This is a genomic window from Nocardia amamiensis (assembly GCF_015477605.1).
GTDB classification, from domain to species: domain Bacteria; phylum Actinomycetota; class Actinomycetes; order Mycobacteriales; family Mycobacteriaceae; genus Nocardia; species Nocardia amamiensis_A.
The window spans coordinates 201,938-224,841 of sequence record NZ_JADLQX010000003.1 but is presented as its reverse complement, the minus strand read 5'-3'; the positions used below and the strand labels follow the sequence as shown (position 1 = coordinate 224,841).

General features: G+C 68.5%; 25 protein-coding genes. 12 read left to right on the top strand and 13 right to left on the bottom strand.

The genetic code is table 11. The features are described from left to right. Positions 1 to 25 precede the first annotated feature (25 nt). Positions 26 to 931: a universal stress protein gene (locus IU459_RS05640; RefSeq protein WP_195128384.1), complete on the top strand. Its 906-nt coding sequence runs from the start codon at positions 26 to 28 to the stop codon at positions 929 to 931. A gap of 3 nt (positions 932 to 934) precedes the next feature. Here the strand turns inward: IU459_RS05640 and IU459_RS05635 are convergent, their stop codons facing one another. Then, the gene (locus IU459_RS05635; protein ID WP_195128383.1) at positions 935 to 1,390 is read right to left on the bottom strand and encodes a hypothetical protein; all 456 of its coding nucleotides are present in this window, start codon (positions 1,388 to 1,390) and stop codon (positions 935 to 937) included. A 153-nt stretch (positions 1,391 to 1,543) separates the two neighbouring features. Here IU459_RS05635 and IU459_RS05630 point away from each other — a divergent pair, with 153 nt between their 5' ends. Together IU459_RS05630 and IU459_RS05625 are read left to right on the top strand one after the other, a co-directional pair. After that, complete coding sequence (locus tag IU459_RS05630) at positions 1,544 to 2,506, top strand: GlxA family transcriptional regulator (protein WP_195128382.1); 963 nt, start codon at positions 1,544 to 1,546, stop codon at positions 2,504 to 2,506. A gap of 119 nt (positions 2,507 to 2,625) precedes the next feature. Then, positions 2,626 to 3,240: a dihydrofolate reductase family protein gene (locus IU459_RS05625; protein WP_195128381.1), complete on the top strand. Its 615-nt coding sequence runs from the start codon at positions 2,626 to 2,628 to the stop codon at positions 3,238 to 3,240. A 71-nt stretch (positions 3,241 to 3,311) separates the two neighbouring features. On the opposite strand, the gene IU459_RS05620 is transcribed toward IU459_RS05625, so the two are convergent. Beyond that, positions 3,312 to 3,752, bottom strand: coding sequence for a MarR family winged helix-turn-helix transcriptional regulator (locus IU459_RS05620; protein WP_195128380.1), 441 nt, complete (start codon positions 3,750 to 3,752; stop codon positions 3,312 to 3,314). A 107-nt stretch (positions 3,753 to 3,859) separates the two neighbouring features. On the opposite strand from IU459_RS05620, the gene IU459_RS05615 reads away from it, so the two are divergent. Further along, a complete protein-coding gene (locus IU459_RS05615; RefSeq protein ID WP_228837417.1) occupies positions 3,860 to 5,026 on the top strand; it encodes an MFS transporter in 1,167 nt (388 codons plus the stop codon). On the opposite strand, the gene IU459_RS05610 is transcribed toward IU459_RS05615, so the two are convergent. The 5 genes from IU459_RS05610 to IU459_RS05590 form a co-directional block, all read right to left on the bottom strand. Next, a complete protein-coding gene (locus IU459_RS05610; protein ID WP_195128378.1) occupies positions 5,023 to 5,943 on the bottom strand; it encodes a hypothetical protein in 921 nt (306 codons plus the stop codon). The genes IU459_RS05615 and IU459_RS05610 overlap by 4 nt on opposite strands. A gap of 67 nt (positions 5,944 to 6,010) precedes the next feature. Continuing rightward, complete coding sequence (locus IU459_RS05605) at positions 6,011 to 6,526, bottom strand: ester cyclase (protein ID WP_195128377.1); 516 nt, start codon at positions 6,524 to 6,526, stop codon at positions 6,011 to 6,013. 46 nt (positions 6,527 to 6,572) lie between these two features. Next, complete coding sequence (locus IU459_RS05600) at positions 6,573 to 7,121, bottom strand: thioredoxin family protein (RefSeq protein WP_195128376.1); 549 nt, start codon at positions 7,119 to 7,121, stop codon at positions 6,573 to 6,575. A gap of 139 nt (positions 7,122 to 7,260) precedes the next feature. Beyond that, a complete protein-coding gene (locus IU459_RS05595) occupies positions 7,261 to 8,199 on the bottom strand; it encodes a threonine/serine dehydratase (protein ID WP_195128375.1) in 939 nt (312 codons plus the stop codon). Next, positions 8,190 to 9,626 carry a bifunctional lysylphosphatidylglycerol flippase/synthetase MprF gene (locus IU459_RS05590; protein WP_324198753.1) on the bottom strand — a complete coding sequence of 479 codons (1,437 nt, stop codon included), beginning with the start codon at positions 9,624 to 9,626 and terminating at the stop codon, positions 8,190 to 8,192. The genes IU459_RS05595 and IU459_RS05590 overlap by 10 nt, the downstream gene beginning before the upstream one ends. Before the next feature lie 307 nt (positions 9,627 to 9,933). Here IU459_RS05590 and IU459_RS05585 point away from each other — a divergent pair, with 307 nt between their 5' ends. Both IU459_RS05585 and IU459_RS05580 read left to right on the top strand, forming a co-directional pair. Next, a complete protein-coding gene (locus IU459_RS05585) occupies positions 9,934 to 10,443 on the top strand; it encodes a hypothetical protein (protein ID WP_195128374.1) in 510 nt (169 codons plus the stop codon). A 98-nt stretch (positions 10,444 to 10,541) separates the two neighbouring features. Next, on the top strand, positions 10,542 to 11,255 hold the full coding sequence (locus IU459_RS05580; RefSeq protein ID WP_324198752.1) for a helix-turn-helix transcriptional regulator: 714 nt from the start codon (positions 10,542 to 10,544) through the stop codon (positions 11,253 to 11,255). A 76-nt stretch (positions 11,256 to 11,331) separates the two neighbouring features. On the opposite strand, the gene IU459_RS05575 is transcribed toward IU459_RS05580, so the two are convergent. The 3 genes from IU459_RS05575 to IU459_RS05565 form a co-directional block, all read right to left on the bottom strand. Next, a complete protein-coding gene (locus IU459_RS05575; protein WP_195128372.1) occupies positions 11,332 to 11,736 on the bottom strand; it encodes a VOC family protein in 405 nt (134 codons plus the stop codon). 54 nt (positions 11,737 to 11,790) lie between these two features. Further along, positions 11,791 to 12,204, bottom strand: a complete 414-nt coding sequence (locus IU459_RS05570) for an arsenate reductase ArsC (protein ID WP_195128371.1) — start codon at positions 12,202 to 12,204, stop codon at positions 11,791 to 11,793. Positions 12,205 to 12,439: 235 nt separating this feature from the next. Continuing rightward, positions 12,440 to 13,348: an oxygenase MpaB family protein gene (locus IU459_RS05565; RefSeq protein ID WP_195128370.1), complete on the bottom strand. Its 909-nt coding sequence runs from the start codon at positions 13,346 to 13,348 to the stop codon at positions 12,440 to 12,442. Positions 13,349 to 13,454: 106 nt separating this feature from the next. Between IU459_RS05565 and IU459_RS05560 the strand changes: the two genes are divergently transcribed. Continuing rightward, entirely contained in the window at positions 13,455 to 14,201 is a 747-nt protein-coding gene (locus IU459_RS05560; RefSeq protein ID WP_195128369.1) for an SIR2 family NAD-dependent protein deacylase, read from the top strand. A gap of 42 nt (positions 14,202 to 14,243) precedes the next feature. On the opposite strand, the gene IU459_RS05555 is transcribed toward IU459_RS05560, so the two are convergent. Together IU459_RS05555 and IU459_RS05550 are read right to left on the bottom strand one after the other, a co-directional pair. Beyond that, entirely contained in the window at positions 14,244 to 15,542 is a 1,299-nt protein-coding gene (locus IU459_RS05555; RefSeq protein WP_195128368.1) for a D-arabinono-1,4-lactone oxidase, read from the bottom strand. Between the two features lie 54 nt (positions 15,543 to 15,596). Then, entirely contained in the window at positions 15,597 to 16,274 is a 678-nt protein-coding gene (locus tag IU459_RS05550; protein WP_195128367.1) for a TetR/AcrR family transcriptional regulator, read from the bottom strand. Between the two features lie 113 nt (positions 16,275 to 16,387). Here IU459_RS05550 and IU459_RS05545 point away from each other — a divergent pair, with 113 nt between their 5' ends. From IU459_RS05545 to IU459_RS05525, 5 genes are all read left to right on the top strand, one after another. Next, positions 16,388 to 17,887 carry an MFS transporter gene (locus IU459_RS05545; RefSeq protein ID WP_195128366.1) on the top strand — a complete coding sequence of 500 codons (1,500 nt, stop codon included), beginning with the start codon at positions 16,388 to 16,390 and terminating at the stop codon, positions 17,885 to 17,887. 437 nt (positions 17,888 to 18,324) lie between these two features. Further along, on the top strand, positions 18,325 to 18,684 hold the full coding sequence (locus IU459_RS05540) for a DUF190 domain-containing protein (protein ID WP_195128365.1): 360 nt from the start codon (positions 18,325 to 18,327) through the stop codon (positions 18,682 to 18,684). Further along, positions 18,681 to 18,941, top strand: a complete 261-nt coding sequence (locus IU459_RS05535; protein WP_195128364.1) for a hypothetical protein — start codon at positions 18,681 to 18,683, stop codon at positions 18,939 to 18,941. Before IU459_RS05540 ends, IU459_RS05535 begins: the two co-directional genes overlap by 4 nt. A gap of 47 nt (positions 18,942 to 18,988) precedes the next feature. Continuing rightward, entirely contained in the window at positions 18,989 to 20,632 is a 1,644-nt protein-coding gene (gene pgm, locus IU459_RS05530) for a phosphoglucomutase (alpha-D-glucose-1,6-bisphosphate-dependent) (protein WP_195128363.1), read from the top strand. Further along, positions 20,622 to 21,965 (top strand): MFS transporter, encoded by a 1,344-nt coding sequence (locus IU459_RS05525; protein ID WP_195128362.1) that lies wholly within the window; start codon positions 20,622 to 20,624, stop codon positions 21,963 to 21,965. The genes pgm and IU459_RS05525 overlap by 11 nt, the downstream gene beginning before the upstream one ends. A 358-nt stretch (positions 21,966 to 22,323) precedes the next feature. Here the strand turns inward: IU459_RS05525 and IU459_RS05520 are convergent, their stop codons facing one another. Then, positions 22,324 to 22,722, bottom strand: coding sequence for a GNAT family N-acetyltransferase (locus tag IU459_RS05520; RefSeq protein ID WP_324198751.1), 399 nt, complete (start codon positions 22,720 to 22,722; stop codon positions 22,324 to 22,326). Positions 22,723 to 22,904: the final 182 nt, after the last annotated feature.

Sequence of the window (22,904 nt, the reverse complement as noted above, 5' to 3'; positions counted from 1 at the left end):
CCTTTCGTACTGGAAGGAAGTGATCATGCGAACCAACGGATCGATCGTGGTCGGAGTGGACGGGTCCGCGGGATCGGCGGCGGCGATCGCGTGGGCGGCGCAGGCCGCCGCACAGCATCGAGCGCCGCTGCATCTGGTGCACGTCCTCGATCCGGTCGCCGACTACGGGCCCGGCATCACCGAACCGCTGACGAGCACCGACTACGCGCGGATGGAGAGCCACGGCCGCTGGGTACTGGACACCGCAGCCCAAGAGGCGCTGATCGCGGTCCGCGGACTGCGCGACATCGAGGTGACCACCGAATTGGTGCACGAGCCGGTCGGTCCGGCACTGCTGGACCGCACGGGGGAGGCCCGGATGATGGTGGTCGGCACCCGCGAGCGCGGCACCATGCGGCGCGCCTTGCTCGGCTCGGTCAGCGCGGCGCTGGCACGGCGGGCGCACTGCCCGCTGGTCGTGGTCCGGGAGGGCGCGCCGCTCACGCAGGAAGCCAGGAAACAGCCGATCATCGTCGGGGTCGACGGCACCGAAATCAGTGAACCCGCCATCGAGGCGGCGCTGCAGGAGGCATCGGCGCGGGGCGTGCCGCTGCTCGCACTGCATGTGTGGACCGGTGTCGAACTGCCCGCGGCGGACGCCGAGCGCACAGCCGATCCGGAGAAGCAGCTCGTGCTCGCGGAAAGCCTGGCCGGATGGCAGGAGTGTTTTCCCGATGTCGAGATCCACCGGGAGATCGTCACCGACCGTCCGGAACGCTGTCTGCTGGAACGCTCCGAGCGGGCGCAGCTGCTGGTGGTCGGCAGCCGGGGTCGCGGCGGGTTCGCCAGCATGCTGTTCGGCTCCACGAGTCAGGCGCTGCTGCTGTCGGTGCAGTGTCCGATCATGATCGTTCGAGACCGCACGATCACGGTGCGGCACTTGCCCGACTGAGTCTCACGCGCCGGTCGTCGAGCCAGGGCGCACGATCATCAGGACGGTGACCACCGACCACAGCAGGTTGAACACCCCCGTGTCCCTGGCGAGGCGGCGGATCAGCGCCGGAGTGGCGCCGGTGAGGTCGGCGAGGATCTTCTGCTGGCCGGGCAGCACGAGCAGGGCGAGCACGCCCGCCGCGGCCGCGGTCAACCCGATCGACACCACCAGCCACGCGTCCCCGAGCACGCCGAGGCTGAGCGCGGTGAGCAGACCGAACGCCGGGACGATGATGCCGATCAGGGCATAGACCCGGCAGATGCGATGCAGTGTGCCGAGGACGGCAGGGCTGTGGTCGGTCGCGGTCGCGGCGAGGGCACGGCGGGTGGTGGCGGGAAACATGCTGGCCGCGACCGTCACCGGGCCTACGGCGATGATCGCGGCGAGCACATGGACCGAGAGCAGGAACTTCGTCACGGCGGTCGAGACTAGCCGGAGCGGCGTATCGAAGGAATTGGCGGAACTGCCATATATCGGTCGATTCTCGCCAAGTAGAGCGAACTGGGGCGATATGCGTATTGCCAGCTCGAATGCATTGGCTGGAATCGACCGAATTACTACGCTATGGCCATGCACACCGTGGCCGTACTCGCCTTGGACCAGGTGATCGCGTTCGACCTGGCCACGCCCGTCGAGGTGTTCGGTCGCACACGGCTGCCAGACGGGCGGCGCGCCTATCGCGTGCGGGTCTGCGCGAACCGATCGACCGTCGATGCCGGGGTGTTCACGCTGCGAGCGCCGTGGGGGCTCGAGGCGCTGGACGAGGCGGACACGATCATCCTGCCCGGCTGCGCGGATCCCGGCCTACCGGTGCCGGACGAGGTGATCGACGCGTTGCGCCGCGCCGCGGCCGCTGGTACCCGCATCGCCTCGATCTGCTCCGGCGCCTTCATCCTCGCCGCGACCGGATTGCTGGACGGTCACCGGGCGACCACGCATTGGCTCGCCACGGCGCAACTCGCCGCCGGCTATCCGGACATCGAGGTGGACCCGGACGTGTTGTACGTGGACAACGGATCCCTGGTCACCTCGGCGGGTGCGGCGGCGGGAATAGATATGTGCCTGCATCTGATTCGCCGCGATTACGGCTCGGCCGTCGCGGCCGACGCGGCCAGGACGTCGGTCGTCCCGCTGGAACGGGAAGGGGGACAGGCGCAATTCATCGTGCACGACCAGCCGCCGACGCCGCGCGGCTCGGCACTGGAACCGGTGCTGCGATGGATACAGGACAACGCCGCGCAGGATCTGTCCCTCGACGACATCGCCGCACACGCCGGGATGAGCACCCGCACACTGAACCGCCGCTTCCGCGAGCACACCGGGACGACGCCGTTGCAGTGGCTGCTGCGCGCGCGTATCCGGCAGGCCCAGCACCTGCTCGAAGCCACCAGCCACCCGGTGGACCGGATCGCCGGCCAGGTCGGATTCGGGTCACCGACCGCGTTCCGCGATCGCTTCAAGCGGGTGGTCGGCACCAGTCCGCACAGCTACCGCGCGGCCTTCCACGGCTCCGGCGGAGACCGACCTGGGTAGCGGTCGCGGCCGGTGCGTGAAACCGGCAAGGGCCGCGGCGTGTCGGCGACCGATGAATTCCCGCGTCACACTCCGTCGGATCAAGCGACACACGCACACACTGATCCAGGAGTAACGCGATGAGGAAAATCACCGCAGGTCTGTTCGTTGCGCTCGACGGCGTCGTCGAGGACCCGCAGGACTGGCACTTCCCGTATTTCGACGACGACATGGGCGCGGCCGTCGACGCCCAGCTCGGCGCCGCCGACACGCTCTTGCTCGGGCGCAAGACCTACGACAGCTTTGCGGGCGCATGGCCGGAGCGGGAAGCCGCGGGCGGACCCGACGCGCCGTTCGCCGAGAAGCTGGGCAACGCGCGCAAAATCGTGGTGACACACCAGGATCTGGAGTTCGGCTGGCGCAACTCCGAAGTGCTGAAGGGCGATCTGGTCGAGGCAGTGACCGCGTTGAAGAGCGAGCCGGGCGGCGAAATCGGTATGAGCGGCTCGGTTTCGGTGGTTCGTCAGCTCCTGGACGCGGGCCTGCTGGACGAACTGCACCTGCTCGTCCACCCGATCGCAGTCGGCAAGGGCGAGCGTCTTTTCGAGGACGGCGGGCCCACTATCCCGCTGCGCCTGCTGTCGTCGCAGACTTTCGCAACCGGCGTGCTCCACCTGGTCTACACCCGCGACGAGGCTGCGCCCGCCGGAACCTACGAGGACGCGAAAACGCATCTGTCGCAAGGCGACCAGTAGCGGCCAGGACGTGCGCTGCGGCGGGTGCGAGACCGGGGTCCAGGGCATTGCCGGTACGGATCGGCTTCCGGTCAGCGCTCGGCGTCGGCGGCCATGGTGAGCAGCAGGTCGCGTAACGCCTGCTGCTGAGTTCCGGTGAGCGAAGTCAACGGGGAGCTCGCGCCGAGCAATTCGAGCGCGTCATCGCGTCGGCGCCGACCGGCTGGGGTCAGCACGATCTGTTTGGCCCGGCGGTCGGTGGGGTGTGGCTCGCGGCGGATCAGATCTTGCTGCTCCAGCCGGTCCAGCACGAACGTCGCGTTCGACGGCTCACAGGACATCCGCGCCGCCAGCTCCCTCGCGGTGATCGGTTCGGACAATTCGCGCAGCGCGATCACCTGCGAGGGGGTGAGTTCCAGCTGTTCGGCGACGCGGCGGACGTGCACATCGAGCCGATGGGTGAACTGATGCACCAACTTGCACACATCGCGGTCGAGTTCGGTGTCCACCACGGGATCGGGCTGCCGCGTCATTGCTCCGAGTCTAGCGCCTTCTGTTCGAACTGTGATAGTTCTAGTTCGTATCATTCGAGTCATAACTATCTGGAAGGCATGTGATGCGGCCCGCAGTGTTTTCTCTGATGCTCGTGGTGTTCAGCCTGACGACCGGCGAGTTCGTGATCGCGGGCATCTTGCCCGAGGTCGCGAGCGGCCTGGCGGTTTCGGTGGCGTCCGCGGGAGCGCTGGTGACGGCCTATGCGATCGGCATGATCATCGGCGGTCCGGTGGTGACGGTGCTGACCGCCAAGGTGGCGCGCAAGCCTTTGGTCATCGGATTGGTGTCGATCGCGATACTGGCCAATCTGGGCTCCGCCTTCGCGCCGAATTACGCTGTGCTGCTGGCCATGCGAGGTGCGGCGGGCTCGGTCGTCGCCACCTTCTTCGCGGTCGCGGTCGCCACCGCGGTGTCGACCGCCCAGCCGGGTGCCGAGGCCACGGCGGTGGCACGCGTTGCTCTCGGCATGAACCTGGGTATCGTACTCGGCACTCCGCTCGGCGCGGCCATCGGCCAAAGCCTGGGCTGGCGAGCGACTTTCGCAGCCGTCGCCCTCTGCGCGGCGGCCGCGTTGCCGCTGGTGCTGCGTTTCCTGCCCGATCAGCCGGGCTCGGCGGCGGCCTCGATCGGAAATGAACTGCGCGTTTTCGCCGACCGTGACGTGCTGTGGGCGATCGCGCTCACCGCCGTCGGGAATGTCGGAGTCGTCATGGTCTTCACCTACATCACGCCGCTGTTGACCGAAGTCGGCGGCTTCCCCACGGGCGCGGTGCCGATGCTGCTGCTGGTCTACGGCGTCGGCGCCGTGCTCGGCAACCAGCTCGGCGGCAAGCTCGCCGACCGGTCCTTGTTGCCCTCGGTGACCGGGCTGCTGGCCGCGCTCGCCGGAGTGCTGGTCCTGTTCTGGTTGGCGGGAGGTGTCCGGATCGTCGCGGCCGCGCTGACTTTCGTGTTGGGCGCACTGGCCTTCGCCATCATCCCCGGCATGCAGGCGCGAGTAGTAGCCACGGCCACGGCCGCGCCGACCTTGGCCATCGCGGTGAACGCCTCCGGATTCCAGCTCGCTGCGGCGGGCGCGGGACGGATCGGCGGATGGGTGATCGGCGACGGCGCGGGCCTGCGGTCGCTCTATCCGGTGGGCGCGGTGCTGACCGGATGCGGGGTCGCCGTGGCGGGTTATCTGCTGTGGCGGGACCGCCGAGTGCGGTCGCGCCGCGAACCGGACCGGCAGCCGGAATTCGAGAACAATTAATGCCCGAGCGCTTTCGCGACGATGCCGCCGGTGACGGCTTTCGTCAGATAGTTGGTGGAGTCGTGCGGCGACGCGCCGTTGTCGAAGTGCTGCTCGGTGACCGGGGTGACGGCGGCGCCGGGGCAGGGCGGAAAGAACGGGGCCAGGTCGAGGTGGGCGGCAACGAGATCGTCCTCGTCGACCACGTTGTGCCAGCCCGTCACCGATTTCGGCACGGTGCTCGGCTGCGGGCGCAATCTGTCGTAGACGACGGTGCGCAGGCCGAGCGGCGACCCCATGGTCAGCAGGGTTACCGGGTGCTCGGCGCGGTGCAGGGCCTCATAGGCGACCACGCTGCCGAGCGAATGGGCGATGACCAGCCGGGTGTCGGGACCGACGTGGCCGAGCACCTGCTGCTGGGCATACGCCCGGACCTCGTCGTCGGTGAAATAGCGGGCGACTTGGGACAGGGCGCTGATGACGAACTTCTGCGCCAGCCCGAAACCGAACGGCGCGAACCAGCGCAATCGCATCAGCGCGTTGAGGGCGGGCCGCAGTGTCGCCTGCGCTCCTTGCGCCACCGCGTCCGGCGGCGGGGGAGTGCCGAGCCTGCGGGCGGTCGCACGGTCGCGTGCGTCGCCGGCGTGCACGGCCGCCGTCGCCAGCCATTCGCCGGCGAGCGCTTCCATCAGGTCCAGTTGTGCGTCGTCGAGTTCCGTCCCGGCGCCCTGGGCGCCCTTGGTCAGGAATTGATCGCCGTAGAACGCCATCCGGGCCGAGATATCTCCAGCAGACCCATTGCGCCACAGTCGATCCGCCAGGTCCGGTGCACCGTGGTTGCGTACGCCTCCCGCGAGGCCGGGCAGCCAGCGCGCCTCCAATGTGTCGGCCGATTCCTGTTCTTGCGCTATGCCGTGTACGAGGACGATCGTCGCCAACGTCCCACCCCTTCTATGTCCCCGGTGTCTTGGACAGTGTCCCTCATCGGAGCCGGAATCGGCAGGGCTATTTTCCAGACCGGGTGCGGGAACGGATCGCTTTGCCCAGCGGGGCAATGGAATTGGCGAGCCCGAACAGTACTCGCTCGGCGATCGAATGCTGCGGCGGCAGAACGGCGAGCTGCCGGGCGAGGTCGAGTCCGTTGACGATCGCGGTGTTCGAGACGATCAGCCCGTCGCGGACGACGAATACGTCGGTGCCGAGGAGGTCGAGCTGTCTTCCGTTCGGTGCCAGCCCGATCAGCGGCGCGGTCCCGTCGAACCGGCCGCGCATCCGCCAGTGCACCACGGCGCGCTCGTCCTGTGCGGTGACCGAGACTATCTCCAGTGTCAGGTCCGGCAGGGCGGCATGGACATCCCGGAAGAAGGCCACTATCTCGTCGGGAGCGCGCAGGTCCGCGACGCCGACGAACACGTCGAGCGCGCCGGACTGCCAGCACTCCGCCACGGTCTCCCAGTCCTGCGCGCCGATCGCCTCGAGGTAGCGGCGTGCGACCGAGCCCGGGTCGGCTGGTTTCGTCACCGATGGTCCTCTCGTCGCGAGGTGATGCGGTCGGTTTGCCGTGGCTTCAGGCGTCCCGCCATTTGATCGAGCAACCCATGCTGGGCCGGTGCGGTTCCGGGACCGGCTTGCCGTCCAGCACGGCCTCGACAGCGGCGCGCAAGTCGTTGCCGGTCAACGGTTTTCCATTGCCCGGGGTCGACTCGTCGAAGGCGCCGCGGTAGGCGAGTTCGAGGTTCGCGTCGTAGAGGAAGAAGTCCGGGGTGCACGCGGCGCGAAACGCCCGGCCGACCTGCTGGTCCTCGTCGACGAGATAGGGGAAGGTCCAGCCCGCCCGGATCGCTTGGTCGCGCAGCCGCAGCGGCGCGTCGTCCGGGTAGGCGATCGCGTCGTTGCTGCAGATCGCCACGGTCGGCATGGACGGCAGCGAGTCGATCAGTTCGCCGAGCGCCGCCTCGATGTGTTTGACGTAGGGGCAGTGGTTGCAGGCGAAGACCACCAGCAGTCCGGGTCCGCCCGCGAAGTCGTCGCGGGAGTAGATCCGCTGGTCGAGGTCGGGAAGCGAGAAATCGGGTAGTGCGGTGCCTAGGGGAACCATGAGAGAGGTATGTGCCATGGTGTGCCTTCCGTCCGGATCGAAGACGACAGCCGGAGCCTAACCCCGTGTCGTCCGATTCGTCGGAAATACGCTGATGAACCGTCACACGGCGTGGCGAGAGTTCGAGCCGGAGCGAATGCGGAGGGCGGAGGTACGCCTACCGGGCCAAGTCCGAAGGATCGGTATTCGCCCCGCAGAGCACCACGCACACCCGCTCGCCGGGGGCACGCCGGAACGTCGGTTCATCGCCGAGAATCGCGGCCAGAGCGGTCGCCGCCCCGTACTCGACCGCGATGCGGCGCTCCTCCCACAGTGTTCGGCGGGCGGCGATGATCCCGGGTTCCTCGACCAGCACCGACTCGACGTCATACCGTCGCGCGGCCGCCAGCGCCATCTCCGAGGTTCGCCGGGCGCCGAGCGAGTCGGCGGCGATCGAGTCGACCTCCACGTCGACGACCCGTCCCGCCGCGATCGCGGCATGCAGAGCGCGGCAGCGGGCGGGCTCCACGGCGACGGTGCGGACGCCGTAGTGATCGGCCGCGGTGGCGACGCCGGAGAACAATCCGCCTCCGCCGACCGCGACGACGACGGTGCCGAGATCAGGGATCCGCTCGTTGACTTCCGCCATGAGCGTGCCTGCTCCCGCCGCGATGAGCGGGTTGTCGTAGGCGTGCGAGGGCAGGGCGCCCGTGTCGTCGGCGAACTCGCGGCTGGCGGCGAGCGCGTCGGCGTATTCAGTACCCACCAATCGGACTTCGGCGCCATAGGACGTGAGCCGCTCCACCTTGACCCGCGGGGCCGTGGTCGGCACGAATACGGTCGCCGGAATGCCCTGGTTGCGAGCCGCCCACGCGCAGGCCAGCCCGGCGTTGCCGCCGGAGGCGATCGTCACGCCCACTGGCGGCAGCGTGCCGTTCTCGCGGTGGGTGAGCAGGAAGTTCAGCGCCCCCCTGGCTTTGAAGCTTCCGGTGTGCTGCAGGAACTCCAGCGCGAACCACAGCTCGCCCGCGCTGTCGGCCTGCGCCACGGCGACCGGCCTGACCCGGCCCGTCACTCGCTCGGCCGCGGCTTTCACGTCGCTGTGGGTCAGTTCCATGACGCTCCTCCGGATCCGGTCGGGGTGCCGCGGGGGTACTCGCGGCGGTGCGGCGCGAACTCCAGTGTCAGCAGGGCCGCGGCGGCGACCACCACCTCGCGCCAGCGGACCAGAACATAGCGCGGCCGCGACAGCGCGTGGAATTTGCGCAGGAACCGGTAGAGCGATTCCAGCCGGACCAGCGGGTCGCACAGGTGCACCACCAGGAAGAGCAGCTTGGCCGTGCGCGATCTCCGCTTCTCGGCGAACAGTTCCGGAAACGGCGCGAAAGCCAGCGAGATCCGGTGGATGTCGTGCGCTCTCGCGTAGTCGACCAGATCCAGGATCATGCGTTCGTCCAGCCCGTTGGGCGCGTCCTTGCGCCGCCACGGGACGTCGAGGCTCAGCTCCCGCCCGTGCCCGGAGGTGCCGTAGCGCTGGAAGCCCGCGGCGCGGCCCTCCGGATGATCGGCGATGACGATCAGCATGCCGGGATGCCGTCCGTCGAGCAGGTGATCCAGGATCATCGAGAAGCCGCGGTTCTGCCTGCCCTGTCCCCATTCGTCGACGATGGAGAGCAGTTCCCGGCGTCGTCTCTCGCTCAGCGCCGACTCGTGCACCACCTCGGTGGTGACACCGGCGTTCTTGGTGCGGCTCACGGCTTGGCGCAGGTTGCGGAACTTGCGCCCGACGAGAGCGAAACCGTCGACGTCGAGCACCACATCGCGGCCGATCGGCACCGCGTGCAGCCCGCGGTGCTCCAGCGCGCGCAGCCGCCACAGCGCGGCCAGTTCGGGGCTCGCCCCCATGACGGCGACGCGCCAGCCGCGGTCGGCGGCGAATTCGGAGAACGCCGTGACCAGCTCGGGGAACGCCGCGCGGTCGCCGATCGGGTCGCCCGCGACGGCCGCGATGCCGAAGCGGGTCCGATAGCCGATCGCCGCGGTAGACGACGCGTCGAAGAAGTAGGACTTGGACGAATGCAGCGCGAACGGCGCCAGCGGGTCGCCCTCGGTGCGGCCGACCAGTTCGGCCACCCGAGCCAGCTCCTCGGGCTGTGGTCTGCTCGACAGCGGCAGCACCAGCACGAAGCCCGTGGCGGACAGCAGGACGAAGCCCGCACCGGGATGTTCCGCCTGGTAGGCGAGGTGGGCGAGCACCAGAACCAACACCGCGGACGTGCCGTGCGGGAGGGTGACCGGACGACGCAGATGCAGCCCGCGGGCGACGAACACGCCGGAGAGCGCGAGAGCGGCGAACCAGCTGCGATCGACGCCGTCGTACGAGGTCGTCCGGGCCTGGTAGGCCAGTACGACGGCGATCAGGAGCACCGCGATGATCAGCACCGCCCGCGCGGCGGGCGTGACGGTGACCGCGGCTTGCCGGTAGCCGCTCAGTGTGGTGGTGCGCAGCGTGCGCGAGCCGGTCATGCCATGTCCGTCAGACACGGGCGTGCTCCGCCCGGCGTCCCCCCGCCCACGAATGTGTCGCCATTGTGGCCTCCCGATGATCACCTCACCAACCCACTATGCAGACCCGGCGGCGTCAGGGGCAATGCCCTTCTGGGACCCCGGCCGCGGATGCGACGGCCGGAGTCACCGAAAAGCACGGTCGAAAGGCGATTCGGACGATTGCCGCCCAATTGCCGATTTCTCGGCGTGTAGCCAGGATTTTCCCTGTAGACGTTGTCATGCTCAGTGCTCCGGCTGATCCGAACCAATCGCCTGGCGAGCGGGCGCGACGAGAGGTCCGACTGTGAAACTGAGCTGGCTGGCGCTTCCCGCGCTGTTCGTCGTCACCGTGGCGGGGTGTTCCGACGACTCTCCCGCGAGTAAGGAATCAGCGGCGACGAGCGCGGTCGCCGCCGCGAGTGCCGCGGCGACGACGACAGCCGCACGCGACCATGACGAACCGGGTGGCGTGGTCCGCGTTTTGCTCGGTGAGACCAAAAAAGTCCCGGTGCCCGCCGACGCGGTGCTCGATATCCGGGTACCGGCCACATGGGGGCAGGCCGCCAACGGTATTCGCTGCACGGTTACCGCTAGTTCCGGACAGAATGAAGATCTGCGTTCGTCGGACGTGAAGAAGATCGAGATGGTCGGCGGGACGGAATGGATGACGCTGTGGACGTTTTCCTCCGCGCCGGACGGCGACGTCATCGTTGTTTGCAAGGATCCGGCATCGAAAATCGCCGCTGCCCACCCCCATCCCTACCTTCGGGTGGTCCCGCGCGCAATCGTCCCGATCCCTCCGCCGGCTCGCTGATCCCGACGTCGACGCCGACCTCGGAGGAGGTCGAGGTCGCGCCGAATGCGCGGGTGAGGGCGGGCGTCATGTCGGTGGGCCGGCGTAGCGTCCGCAGGGTGAACGAGGTGGGTGCCGGCGCTTACCGGGAGCGGAGATCGCGGTACGAGGGCGCCGTGCTGTGGACCAAAACCGTCGACGGCCGCACCTCGGCACTGCCCGTGCTGCCCGACGGGTGCATGGATCTGATCTGGATGGCGGGACGGCTGGTAGTCGCGGGTCCGGACACGCAGGCATACCACCCTGCCGAGCCGCGCACCGGCCGGTACGTCGGCATTCGATTCTTCCCGGGTACCGCGCCCGCTCTGCTCGGCGTCCCGGCGCATGAACTGCTGAACCAACGGGTCGATCTCGCGGACCTGTGGCCTTCGGCGGCGGTCCGGCAGCTGATCGGTCAGCTCGAGCGCGCCGACGATCAGAGCACGGCGCTGGAACGAATCGTGCTGCGGCGGTCGACCGAGGCCGAATCGGCCGATCCGCTCATGCGGCGAGTGGCCGCCGCGCTGGCGACCGGCCGGTCGGTGGCCGCGGTCGCCGAGGCGGCGGGGCTCGGCGAGCGGACCCTGCACCGGCGCTCGCTGGCCGCCTTCGGCTACGGCCCGAAGACTCTGGCCAGGGTGCTGCGCCTGCAACGTGCGCTGGCCTCGGCGCGCGACGGTGTTCCGCTCGCGGAAACCGCGATGCTGGCGGGATTCGCCGACCAGGCGCACCTGTCCCGAGAAGTGCGCGCACTGGCCGGAATTCGGTTGGGGGAGTTGCTCGCCCGGTCCTAGGCGGGCCGAGCGCACCTGGTCCGCTGGTGGTGACCGAGGCTATCGGCGCGCCGACTTAGACGGCCGTGGCAGGCGGTTATCCGGCGGCCGTGGGAAGCGCGGCGTACAAGTCGACGCCGTTGCCGTCCGGGTCGTGCACCACCGCGTACCGCTGCCCCCAGAAGGCGTCCCACGGCTTCAATTCGCCGTGGTATCCGGCGCCCACCAGCTCCGCGTACACGGCGTCGACCTCTGCGGGGTCGGCGCAGCGGAACGCGATGCCGAGGCGGCCGGCTCGGGTCGGAGGCGTCCACTCGGAGTGGAACGACTTGATGACGGCCTCGGTGTCCAGCGTGAGCCGCAAGCCATTCGGCAACGCTGCTTCGGCGTGTCCTTCCTGTTCGGAACCCGCGGGGAAATCGAGGCCGAGACGGCGGTAGAAGGCCACCGAGGCGGCCATATCGGTGACGATGATGCCGATGACGTCGAGTTGTGGAGTCATACCGGCAGGGTAGGCAGCGGCGCGCCGGACAGTCTTGAACGAATCGGACAGTGCTCAGCGCGCGGGCGCGGGAACCAACTCGGCGATCAGGTTCTCCACCAGGATGCGGATGCGGTCCCGGATGGTGCGCACCACGTCGATGCTCTGGTCAGCGGGGTCCGGCAGCACCCAGTCGCGGTAGCTGATGCCGGGGAAGAACGGACAGGCATCCCCGCAACCCATGGTGATCACCACGTCGGAGATGCCGACCGCGTCCATGGTGAGCGGCTTGGGTGCGTAGCCGGAGATGTCGATGCCGATCTCGGCCATAGCGTCGACCACGGTGGCGTTGAGTTTCTCGGCGGGTTCGCTGCCCGCCGATCGCACGTCGAACCGGTCCCCGGCGAGGGCGGTGAGAAACCCGGCGGCCATCTGCGAGCGGCCCGCGTTCTGCACGCAGACGAACAGCACACTGGGCTTGTGGGACATGCGAACGCCTTTCGATGAACAGGGTAGAGCCTGCGTGTGCCGGCCGTCGGACGGGCCGTCCGGTGTGGTGGTGGAGCCGAAACGCTGTCGTAGCGTATGAGATACGTATACCAGCGTGCCGCGAAGTGTTACCGCTGGCCGTGCGTTGACGCGACTAAGCACGGAAAGATCGCAGGTCATCGGCCCGAAGGCGTTGTCGCGCAGCTGTTGCTGCGGTGTGGTGTGGCGAAGCGCGTCAGATCGGACGCATATCGATCATCTTGCGCAGTCGCAGGCGGTCGCGTTCCAGGCGGCGTGCTTCATAGGCGATCGGGAAGTAGCGCAGCCGTTCCGGCAGCAGCGGGACGATCCGTGCGATCAGCCAGCCGAGTGCCCGAAGTTTGCGCTCATCGGACGCCGTCCAAGTCAGCCCCAGCTTCTCGCGCGCGGCCTCGGGGGTGGTGCCCACCGTCACGAAGTACTGGAGCCATCCCACGGGGGCCACCGCCGCCTTCCAAGCCGGTCGTAGGGCACGCGGCAGCTGCCTCGGTGGCGCGACCGACCGGATCACCCGGAGGTAATCCCGTGCGGTGCCGGTCGCCACCAAGTGGTTGGCGACCATGTCGGCGAAGAATTCCTCGAACGCGGCGTAGTTCGCCGGAATCTCCTTGGGCGGCACGGCGAAATTGCGCATCAGCTGCACCGTCTCCTGCAAGTACGCCTCCTTTTCGGCCGCGGTGAGCGGGCGGCGGGCGAAGTACTCCGCGCTCTCGGTGAACGCGAAGGTCCCGGTGTGCAGCACCCAGGCCCACGGGCCGCTGGACAGCGCGGTGTGCCGCACGCCGTGGGCGTCGGTGGTGTTCAGCGACGCGTGCAGTTCCCGGAGCCGGTCGGCCTCGGCGAGTGCCTCGTCGCCGCCGTAGATCCACATCATCACCGAGGCGAGGCTGCGCGCGGCACGGCCCATCGGGTCGGTGCGGAAGGTGGAGTACTCGTCGACCACCGCCGAGATGGTCGGCTCCATGGTCTGCAACAGGAAGGCCGAGCCCGCGGTGAGCGAGAACGTGATCAGCCCGGTCTCGTCCCACATCCGAGTGCCGGGTTGGATCGGGCGGCGGGGCGGAAGCGTGCGTTCGGTGGCTGCGCGCGCGACGGACGCGGTCATCGTGATCTCCCTTGATCGACGAGCTCAAGACAGTGAGATGATAACAGTAACAATCTCTCATCGTCTATTCCTGCCACGTCGCCCGGCTGCTCCTAGGCTGGCAGGCATGACGACCGAGTGGCGCAGTCGTACCGGCCGGATCGGAGTGCTCACCGGCGCCGGTATCTCCACCGATTCCGGTATCCCGGATTTCCGCGGCCCGCGCGGGGTGTGGACGAAAGACCCGATCGCCGAACTGCTTTCCACCTATCAGAACTATGTGGCCGACCCGGATCTGCGGAAGCGGGCTTGGCTGGCCAGGCGGGACAATCCGGCGTGGCGAGCGGTACCGAACCCAGCGCACAACGCGCTGGCCGATCTGGAACGGGCCGGTCGGGCGGTCACCATCATCACGCAGAACATCGATCGCTTGCACCAGCGGGCGGGGTCCTCGCCGGAGCGGGTGGTCGAGATCCACGGCAACATGTTCGACGTGGTCTGCATCGGCTGCGACTACCAGACCACGATGGCGGCCACTCTCGAGCGCGTGAACGCGGGAGAGCCCGATCCGCCCTGTCCCGACTGCGGCGGCATCCTCAAGGCCGCCACCGTGATGTTCGGCCAGCAGATGGACCGGCGCACCATGGCAAAGGCCATCATCACCGCGGAGACCAGCGACATCTTCCTGGCCATCGGAACGTCGCTGCAGGTGGAACCAGCAGCGTCGATGTGCGCGGTCGCCGTGCGCGGCGGCGCCGACCTGGTCATCGTCAACGCCGAGCCGACGCCGTACGACGAACTGGCCACCGAGATCGTCCGCGAGCCGATCGGAACCGCCGTCCCCCGACTCGTGGCCGAGATTCTCGCCGTCTGATCGCTGAATCCGCCAATGGCCGCGGCCCTGGCGTCTCTCGCGTCAGCCGACCGGGCCGAGCACCCGATCGAGGTAGGCGTTGGCGAAACGTCCCTTGGGGTCGAGTCGGCGGCGCACCTCGGCGAACCGATCCCAGTACGGGTAGCGGTCGCGCAGGGTCGCGGCGGTCTGGAAGTGGCGCTTGCCCCAGTGCGGACGTCCCTGGTAGCGATCGAAAACCGCTTCGCAGGCACGGAAGTACGGTTCGAAGTCCATGCCGCGGTACTGGTGCACGGCGATGTAGCAGGTTTCCCGGCCGCCCGCGGGGGAGAGGAACGCGTCGTCCGGCGCGACCCACCGCACCTCGATGGGCATCGGCGTGTCGAATCCGGTGGCCAGTTCCTTGATCTCGCGGATGGCGTCGGCGGAGTGCTCGCGCGGGATGGCGTACTCCATCTCGGTGAAGCGGAGCAGCCGCGGCGACGCGAACACGCGGTAGGACCGGTCCACCTGGCGGCGGTAGCTGCCTGCATAGGCGGCGCTGCGGTGGATCAACGGGACCAGGCGCGGCTGTCTGCGGCTCAACTTGCACAGGCCGTCGAACAGATAGTTGGACATCAGGATGTCGGCGAACCAGTCGACGGACTTGGCGCGCGGCCGCTCCGGCAGGGTCACGCGGTTGTTGCGCTTGGTCAAGGCCAGCGAGCTGTGCGCGAACATGTAGAACTCGAAATGCTCGTTGCCGTCGACGAACGAATCCAGGTCGGCGAGCACGTCGTCCACCGGGACCGGGCGCTCGATGCCTTCCAGCACGAAAGAGGGCGCCATTCGCAGCGTCACGGCGGTGACCACACCCAGGGCGCCGACGCTCACCCGCGCCGCGCGCCAGCCGTCCGGGTCGGTTTGCTCGTTCAGCTCTACCCGGCTGCCGTCCGCGAGCATCAGTTCCACGGAATGCACCGCGGCGGAGAGATTCTGCAGCCTCGCACCAGTGCCGTGGGTGGCGGTGGCGGTGGCGCCTGCCACGGTCTGCACGTCGATGTCGCCGAGGTTCGGGAAGGCGAGGCCGTGTTCGTGTAAGGCGGTGCTCGCGGCGTTCAGGGTGATGCCCGCCTCGACCCGGACGAGGCCGGTCGCGCGGTCGACATCGAGAACGCGGTTCAGTCGCTCCAGGCTCAGCAGCATGCCGTCGGTGAGGACGGCGTCGCTGAACGAATGACCGGCGCCGGCCACCCGCACGGTGTGTCCCTCGGTCTCGGCGTTGCCGAGCAGATCGGCCAGTTCGTCGACCGAACGCGGCGTGGCCACAATCGCGGGCGCGCACTGCTGATCGCCGGCCCAGTTCACCCACGAATTGGTCATGTGACCAACTCTACGGGAGCGATCGTGACGCGCGCTACTTATGTGGTGATTTCGCTACCGCTTGCGGCTTCCGCAGGCGTGCTGCTTGGCGTGTTCGACTTCCTCGTCGGTCAGCGGCGGGACGACGAGATGCTGGCGCGGCGTGCCGTCCGCGCGTACGCCGTTCAGCGCGATGGCCATATAGCGCTGCCACACATCGGGATTGACCGGCCTTGCGAACTCGGCGACGCCGTCGACCATGTGCACGAGCGCGAAGAAGTCCGACGGCTCGATGCCCTCGGCGAGGACTCCCGCGTCGCGCGCCCGGGCGCAGATGGCCGTCACGGTGGGCTTGATTCGATCACGCACGACGACGAAACGGTCGGTCTCGTCGTCCTCGAGTTCGAGCATCACCTCGCTGAACCCGCGATTGGTGGCCATGTGCCGGCAGGCGTATTCGAAGAACTCGACCAGCCCGAACCAGGGATCCGGATGTCGGTAGGCGGCGTCGGCGGCATCGGCGAAATCGTTCAGGTTCTGATCGAAGACTTCGACGATCAGTTCCTTCTTGTTCGCGAAGCGGCGGTAGACCGTGCCGACGCCGACACCAGCGCGCTCGGCCACGTCGTCGAGGGTGATCTCGAGCCCGTGGTCGGCGAACAGTTCGCGCGCCGCGGCGATGATCCGCTGTTGATTGCGCGCGGCATCGGCCCGCAGGCGCCGGGGTGGAGAGGCGACCGTGGCGTGATTCACATAGCCATTCTATCAATCCCCGGGATTAAGTGGAGGCGTTGTCTCCGTTAAAGTGATAGATTCCATGGTAAGCGGAGGTAGTGCCTCCGGATCATCTTCAGACAAGGGGACACATGACTACCGCGATCGACCGTGGGGCGCCCGCCCCCGAGAAGACGGGAAGCGGCAGGCGCGGCTCGCACGCGCTGCGCTGGTGGGTCCTCGCCGTCCTCGGCGTCGCTCAGCTCATGGTCGTGCTCGATGCGACCGTGGTGAACATCGCCCTGCCCGCGGCACAGCAGGACCTCGGCTTCAGCGACGGCGACCGCTCGTGGGTGGTCACCGGATACGCGCTGGCGTTCGGCAGCCTCCTGCTGCTCGGCGGACGTCTCAGTGACCTGTTCGGCAGGCGCAACACCTTCATCGTCGGCCTGGTCGGCTTCGCGGTCGCCTCCGCCGTCGGCGGCGCGGCCACCAGCTTCGAGATGCTCGTCGCGGCACGCGTCGGTCAGGGCGTCTTCGGCGCGCTGCTGGCGCCCGCCGCCCTGTCGCTGCTCACCGTGACCTTCACCGAACCCTCCGAGCGCGCCAAAGCATTCGGCATCTTCGGCGCGGTCGCCGGTACCGGCGGCGCCATCGGCCTGCTGCTCGGCGGCGCTCTCACCGAGTGGGCGTCCTGGCGCTGGGTGATGTTCGTCAATCTGGCCTTCGCCGCCGTCGCGTTGGTCGGCGCGGTGCTGCTGCTGGCCAAGCACGCGAGCACCGAGCGGCCGAAGCTCGACATCCCCGGCACCGTCGTGGTCACCGCGGGCCTGTTCGGCATCGTCTACGGGTTCTCGCACGCGGAATCGGACGGGTGGACCAACGGAGTGACCCTTGCCTTCCTGATCGGTGGCACCGCGCTGCTCGCGGTGTTCGCCTGGCTGGAGACGCGGGTCGCGCATCCGCTGCTTCCGGTGCGGATCGTGCTCGACCGGATGCGCGGCACCTCCTACCTGACGGTCTTCGTCATGGGCATCGGGATGTTCGCGATCTTCCTGTTCCTCACCTACTACATGCAGCTGACGCTGGGCTACTCGCCGATCATGACCGGTGTGGCGTTCCTTCCGATGGTCGCCGCGATGATCGCTTCGTCCACGACCACCCCGTCGCTGCTGCTGCCGAAGATCGGACCGAAGATCGTGGTGAGTGGCGGCTTCCTGGTCGCGGCGGCGGGCATGCTCTGGCTGACCCGGATCGGTTTGGACACCGGCTACACCACCCACATCCTGCCCGCCCTGATCCTGTTGGGTCTCGGCCTCGGCGGCGCGATGGCGACCGCCTTCCAAGGCGCGACCTCGGGCGTGCAGCACGAGGACGCGGGCGTGGCCTCGGCCATGATCAACACCAGCCAGCAGGTCGGCGGGTCGATCGGCACGGCGCTGCTCAGCACCATCGCCGCCTCCGCGGCCAGCGACTACCTGTCCGCCCGGAAGCCGGATCCACTGACCATCGCGCAGTCCGCGATCGAGAGCTACACCACCAGCTTCTGGTGGGCCACCGCGATCTTCGTCGCGGGTGGCGTCCTCACCGCGGTGCTGATGCCGAGCACGGTACCCGTGCCCGCCGAGGGTGAGCCGGTCCTCGCTCACTGACGGAATACGGCGCCGTCGATCCGGCGCACGAAGCAACGGCCGCCGCTCCCGCGATCTCGTCGCAGGGGCGGCGGTCGTTTGTCTGGATCGGCCTCGCCCAACGGCGGGGAGACGCCCCCGTCCGACTCACACCGTAATTGTCGTGGGATGCTTTGCAATCGGAATCCCGATGATTCCGGCCGCCGCGGCGTGGGTAGCTAAAAGACTGCTACGTCCCCTTCTGGGGCACCGGCGTGCACGGCGGCGGCACCACCCTCTCCACCCGACCCGCGAGGTTCGTAGACTCCTCGGATCTACCGCGGTGCTCCTCGCGCTCGTCCGCCAGGGAGTGGCGGTGGCGTAGCCGGGGCGTCGAAGCCCGGCGCGGGGCAGGCACGGCGGCTACCTGGTTCGGCTCGGCGATCGACGGGAACGGCACGACGAAAGGGGGTCAGGCAGTGAGTAGTCCGCAAACGGGTTCCCCAGCGGGACAGTGGCGGCCGGCGGCACGGCTCACCGTGCTGCTCGACGAGGACGACAAGTGGCGGCACACGCCCCTGTACCACGAGATCGTGCGGCGGGCCAGGGACGCCGGACTGGCGGGTGCCAGCGTGTGGCGCGGCATCGAGGGATACGGCGCGTCCTCGCACGTCCACACCACCCGGATCCTGGATATGGCCGACCATCTTCCGCTCATGCTGGTGCTGGTCGACGAGCCGGACCGCCTGCGCGCGTTCGTCGAGCAGAACGCGGAACTGTTCGCCTCCGTCAACGTCACGATGGCACCGGTGGAACTGTGGCAGGGAGGTGGGCGATGACAGTACCGTGCGGCGTACCAGCGGATTTCGACGCGCCGATGCCGAAGGGGGCTTCGACCGTTACCATTGTCGGTTCGGCGCGGCTCGGCGATCGCAGCGACGCGAGGACTGGCATGCGGCGGTTCGCCGCCGCGGGACCGGATGCCCGCACCGCGCCGACCACGTGCAGCACGTTCGGCTACCAGAGGATCCGGCTGGTGGCCGACGTGATCGACGTGGCCGTGGGGTCGGCGGTGACCAGGCGGTCGTGGACATGATTCTGATGACGAGCCGGGCACAGCCGATCCGGAAGGGAGACCCGAGCATGGCCCACGATCGAGCCGGGCGTCCCGCACGTCCCACCGATCTGGAGGACATCGCGCGTCTGGTGACCGCGTACTACAGCCGCGTCCCCGATGTGCTGGACCCGGCCCAGCGTGTGGCGTTCGGTACCTCGGGGCATCGCGGCTCCAGCCTGGACAGCGCCTTCAACGAAGCGCACATTCTGGCGATCACCCAGGCGATCGTCGAATATCGCGCCACCCGCGGCATCACCGGACCGGTCTACCTGGCCCGGGACACCCACGCGCTGTCCGAGCCGGCGTGGACCACCGCGCTCGAGGTGCTCGCCGGCAACGACGTCACCGCGGTGATCGACGCGCGCGATCGCTACACCCCCACCCCGGCGCTGAGTCATGCTGTGCTGCGGCACAATCGAGGGGGCGCCAAGCACCAGGCCGACGGCATCGTGGTCACCCCGTCGCACAACCCGCCGCGCGACGGCGGCTTCAAATACAACCCGCCACACGGCGGCCCGGCCGACAACACTGCCACCGACGCCATCGCCGCCCGCGCCAACGAACTGCTGCTCGGCGGGCTGGCCGAGGTCAAACGCACCGCACTGCGGCGTGCGCTGGAAACCGGCGTGGAACGCTACGACTACCTCGGCCACTACGTCGACGACCTGCCCAACGTGCTGAACCTGGACGCCATCCGCGGCGCGGGCATCCGGCTCGGCGCCGACCCGATGGGCGGAGCAAGCGTCGACTACTGGGAGGAGATCGGTCAGCGGTTCGACCTCGAACTCGAGGTGGTCAACCCGTTCGTGGATCCCACTTGGCGGTTCATGACGCTCGACAGCGACGGCAAGATCCGGATGGACCCGTCCTCGCGCTACGCGATGGCTTCGCTGATCGCGATCAAGGACGACTACGACATCTCCACCGGCAACGACGCCGACGCGGACCGGCACGGCATCGTCACGCCCGACGGCGGGTTGATGAATCCGAACCACTTCCTGGCGGTGGCCATCGAATACCTGGTCGCCAACCGGATGGGCTGGGACGCGCTGACCAAGATCGGCAAGACCGCGGTGACGTCGTCCATGGTCGACCGGGTGGTCTCCGTGCTCGGCCGGGACGTGCACGAGGTGCCGGTCGGATTCAAGTTCTTCGTGCCCGGATTGTTCAGCGGCAGCCTGGCTTTCGGCGGCGAGGAGAGCGCGGGCGCGTCGTTCCTGCGGATGGACGGCACCGTGTGGACCACCGACAAGGACGGCATCCTGCTGGCACTGCTCGCGGGGGAGATCGCCGCGGTCACCGGGCAGAGCCCCTCGGCGCGCTACGTCGAACTGGAACGCCGCTACGGCAGCCCCGCCTACGCGCGGATCGACGCTCCCGCCACCGCGGAACAGAAACAGCTGCTCGCGAAGTTGACTCCGGACATGATCACCACGAAGGAGATCGCCGGAGAACCGGTCACCGCCGTGCTCACCAGGGCGCGGGGCAACGGCGCGCCGCTGGGCGGCCTCAAGGTGACCACCGAGAACGCGTGGTTCGCCGCCCGCCCCTCCGGCACCGAGGACAAGTACAAGATCTACGCGGAGTCGTTCCACGGCCCCGAGCACCTCGCCGAGGTGCAGACGGCCGCGGAGGAATTGGTCGGGCGGGCGCTGTCCGGTGACCAGTAGATCCAAGCCCCTGCCCACCGAGATCTGGGTGCTGGTCGGGGGCGCGTTCGTCATCGCCATCGGGTTCGGTCTCGTCGCGCCGGTGCTGCCGCAGTTCGCGCGGGGGTTCGGCGTCGGCGTCGCGGCCGCTTCGGCGATCGTCTCCGCGTTCGCATTGATGCGGTTGCTGTTCGCGCCGGTGAGCGGGCGGCTGGTGCAGCGGCTGGGGGAGCGGTCGGTCTACCTCGGTGGACTGCTGATCGTCGCGCTGTCCACCGGCGCCAGTGCGCTGGCCCAGAGTTATTGGCAGCTCATGGTGTTGCGGTCGCTCGGCGGCATCGGGTCGACCATGTTCACCGTGTCGTCGCTGGCGCTGGTGATCCGGATGTCTCCGCCCGAACAGCGCGGCCGGGTATCCGGGCTGTGGTCGACCAGCTTCCTGGTCGGCTCGGTGAGCGGTCCGCTGGTCGGCGGCGGGCTGTCCGGCCTCGGGTTGCGGTGGCCGTTCGTGATCTACGCGGTCGCGCTGCTCGTCGTCAGCGTCGTCGTGCACCTGAGCCTGCGGAATTCGGCATTGGCCGCGCCCGAGCCGGTCGGCGGCGTTCGGATGATGTCATTCCGGGAGGGATGGGCGCGGCCGGAGTACCGGGCGGTGCTGCTGTCGAACTTCGCCAATGGCGCGGCCGTGTTCGGTGTGCGGATGGCGTTGGTGCCGCTGCTCGTCGTCGAGGTGCTGCACCAAGCGCCAGGAATGGCAGGCGTTGCGCTGACGGTGTTCGCGGCGGGCAACGTCGCGGTGCTCTTCGCCTCGGGACGGCTGTCCGATCGGTGGGGACGGAAACCATTCGTGATCGTCGGCTCGCTGGTGTGCGCGGCGGGCACCGCGGGACTCGGCATGGCGACGAGCCTGCCGTGGCTGCTGGCCACCTCGTTCCTCGCCGGACTCGGTTCCGGCATGTTCACCCCGACCCAGCAGGCGGCGGTGGCCGACATCATCGGCCCCAAAGCGCGCGGCGGGCCGGTTCTGGCCGGTTTCCAGATGGCCGCCGACCTCGGCACCGTCGTCGGCCCGGTTGCCGTCGGCGCCCTCGCGCAGCAGGTGTCCTACGAGCTCGCCCTCGGCGTTACCGGTGCGCTGCTCGCTGTCGCCGCGATCGTCTGGTCCGTCGTTCCCGAGCCGCTGCGCCGCCGTCCCGTGCATGCGGAAAGCCCATCGGATCGGCTCGGCGGTGATTTTCAGGCCACGGCTGTCGGCGAGGCGGTGAGCGGCCCGTCCGGCGCTTCGGTGGCCGACGAGCCGGTAGCGGCGGGGTCCGGAACGTGCGTGCGGTTCGTCGGGAGACTCGGCGTGTGATCCTGGAACAGCGACGGTTGATCACCGAGCGGTGCTGGGTGAGCCCGCGACGGTCGGCGGTGGACAGGACGCGCTGGCAGGTAGACAAGGCGATCGTCCAGCGGTAGGAAGCGATTTCCGAGCAGCATTGGCCGGGCCTGGTACAGCAGTTGCCGAATCGGAAGTGTCACCCACCACTCCGCGCCGTGCGATCTCCCGCCGCGAACGCCGACGTTCCGTCCCACGAGGCGGTCGCAATCGGTGAAGCGAATCTCGTGATCGTCGCCGCGCCCATGCAACGGCAGGTTGCCCTCGCATGAGGAGGGCCGGGAAGGAGGACATCGAGCGGTCGCGGCATTCGTCGCGGCCTTGTTCGAGGTCAGTTCAGGCGTAGCAAGCCCGCGTCGGTGGTCCGGAATCCGCATGTGTCGCGATAGAAGCTGTCGAGGTGCGGTTCGTAATCGACGTGGAGCCATTCGATACCGCGTTCGCGTAGGTCGCCGATGAGAGCCGCGACCAGGCTGGTTCCGATGCGCAGGTGCCGGAGGTCCGGGGCGACCATGGTGTCGAGGAGGAACGCATGTCGACCGCCATCCCAGACTGCGTGCACGAACCCGACAAGCCGATCGCCGATGAATGCGCCGACCCACGATCTGCTGTGCCGTTCCAGACGCGCTCTCCAAGGGCTCAGCACGTGGTCAGCGCCGAATGCGTAAGCGTGGAGCTGCGAGAGCATCTCGTCGTCGACAGGGAAACGGATGCGGAGGTCCGCGATCACGCGGGGGTCCTCTCAGCGCAGATCGTGATGACGAATGGAATCGGATCACCGTGGCAGCACGGCGATCGAAGATCAACCTCTTTTGCAAGGGCTGTGTGGCTCAGGCCGTGGCGGACTTCGCAGTGGCGGTGGGCCCGCAGCGTGCCTCCATACGTGCTGCCACATCAAAGGAATGCAGCTGC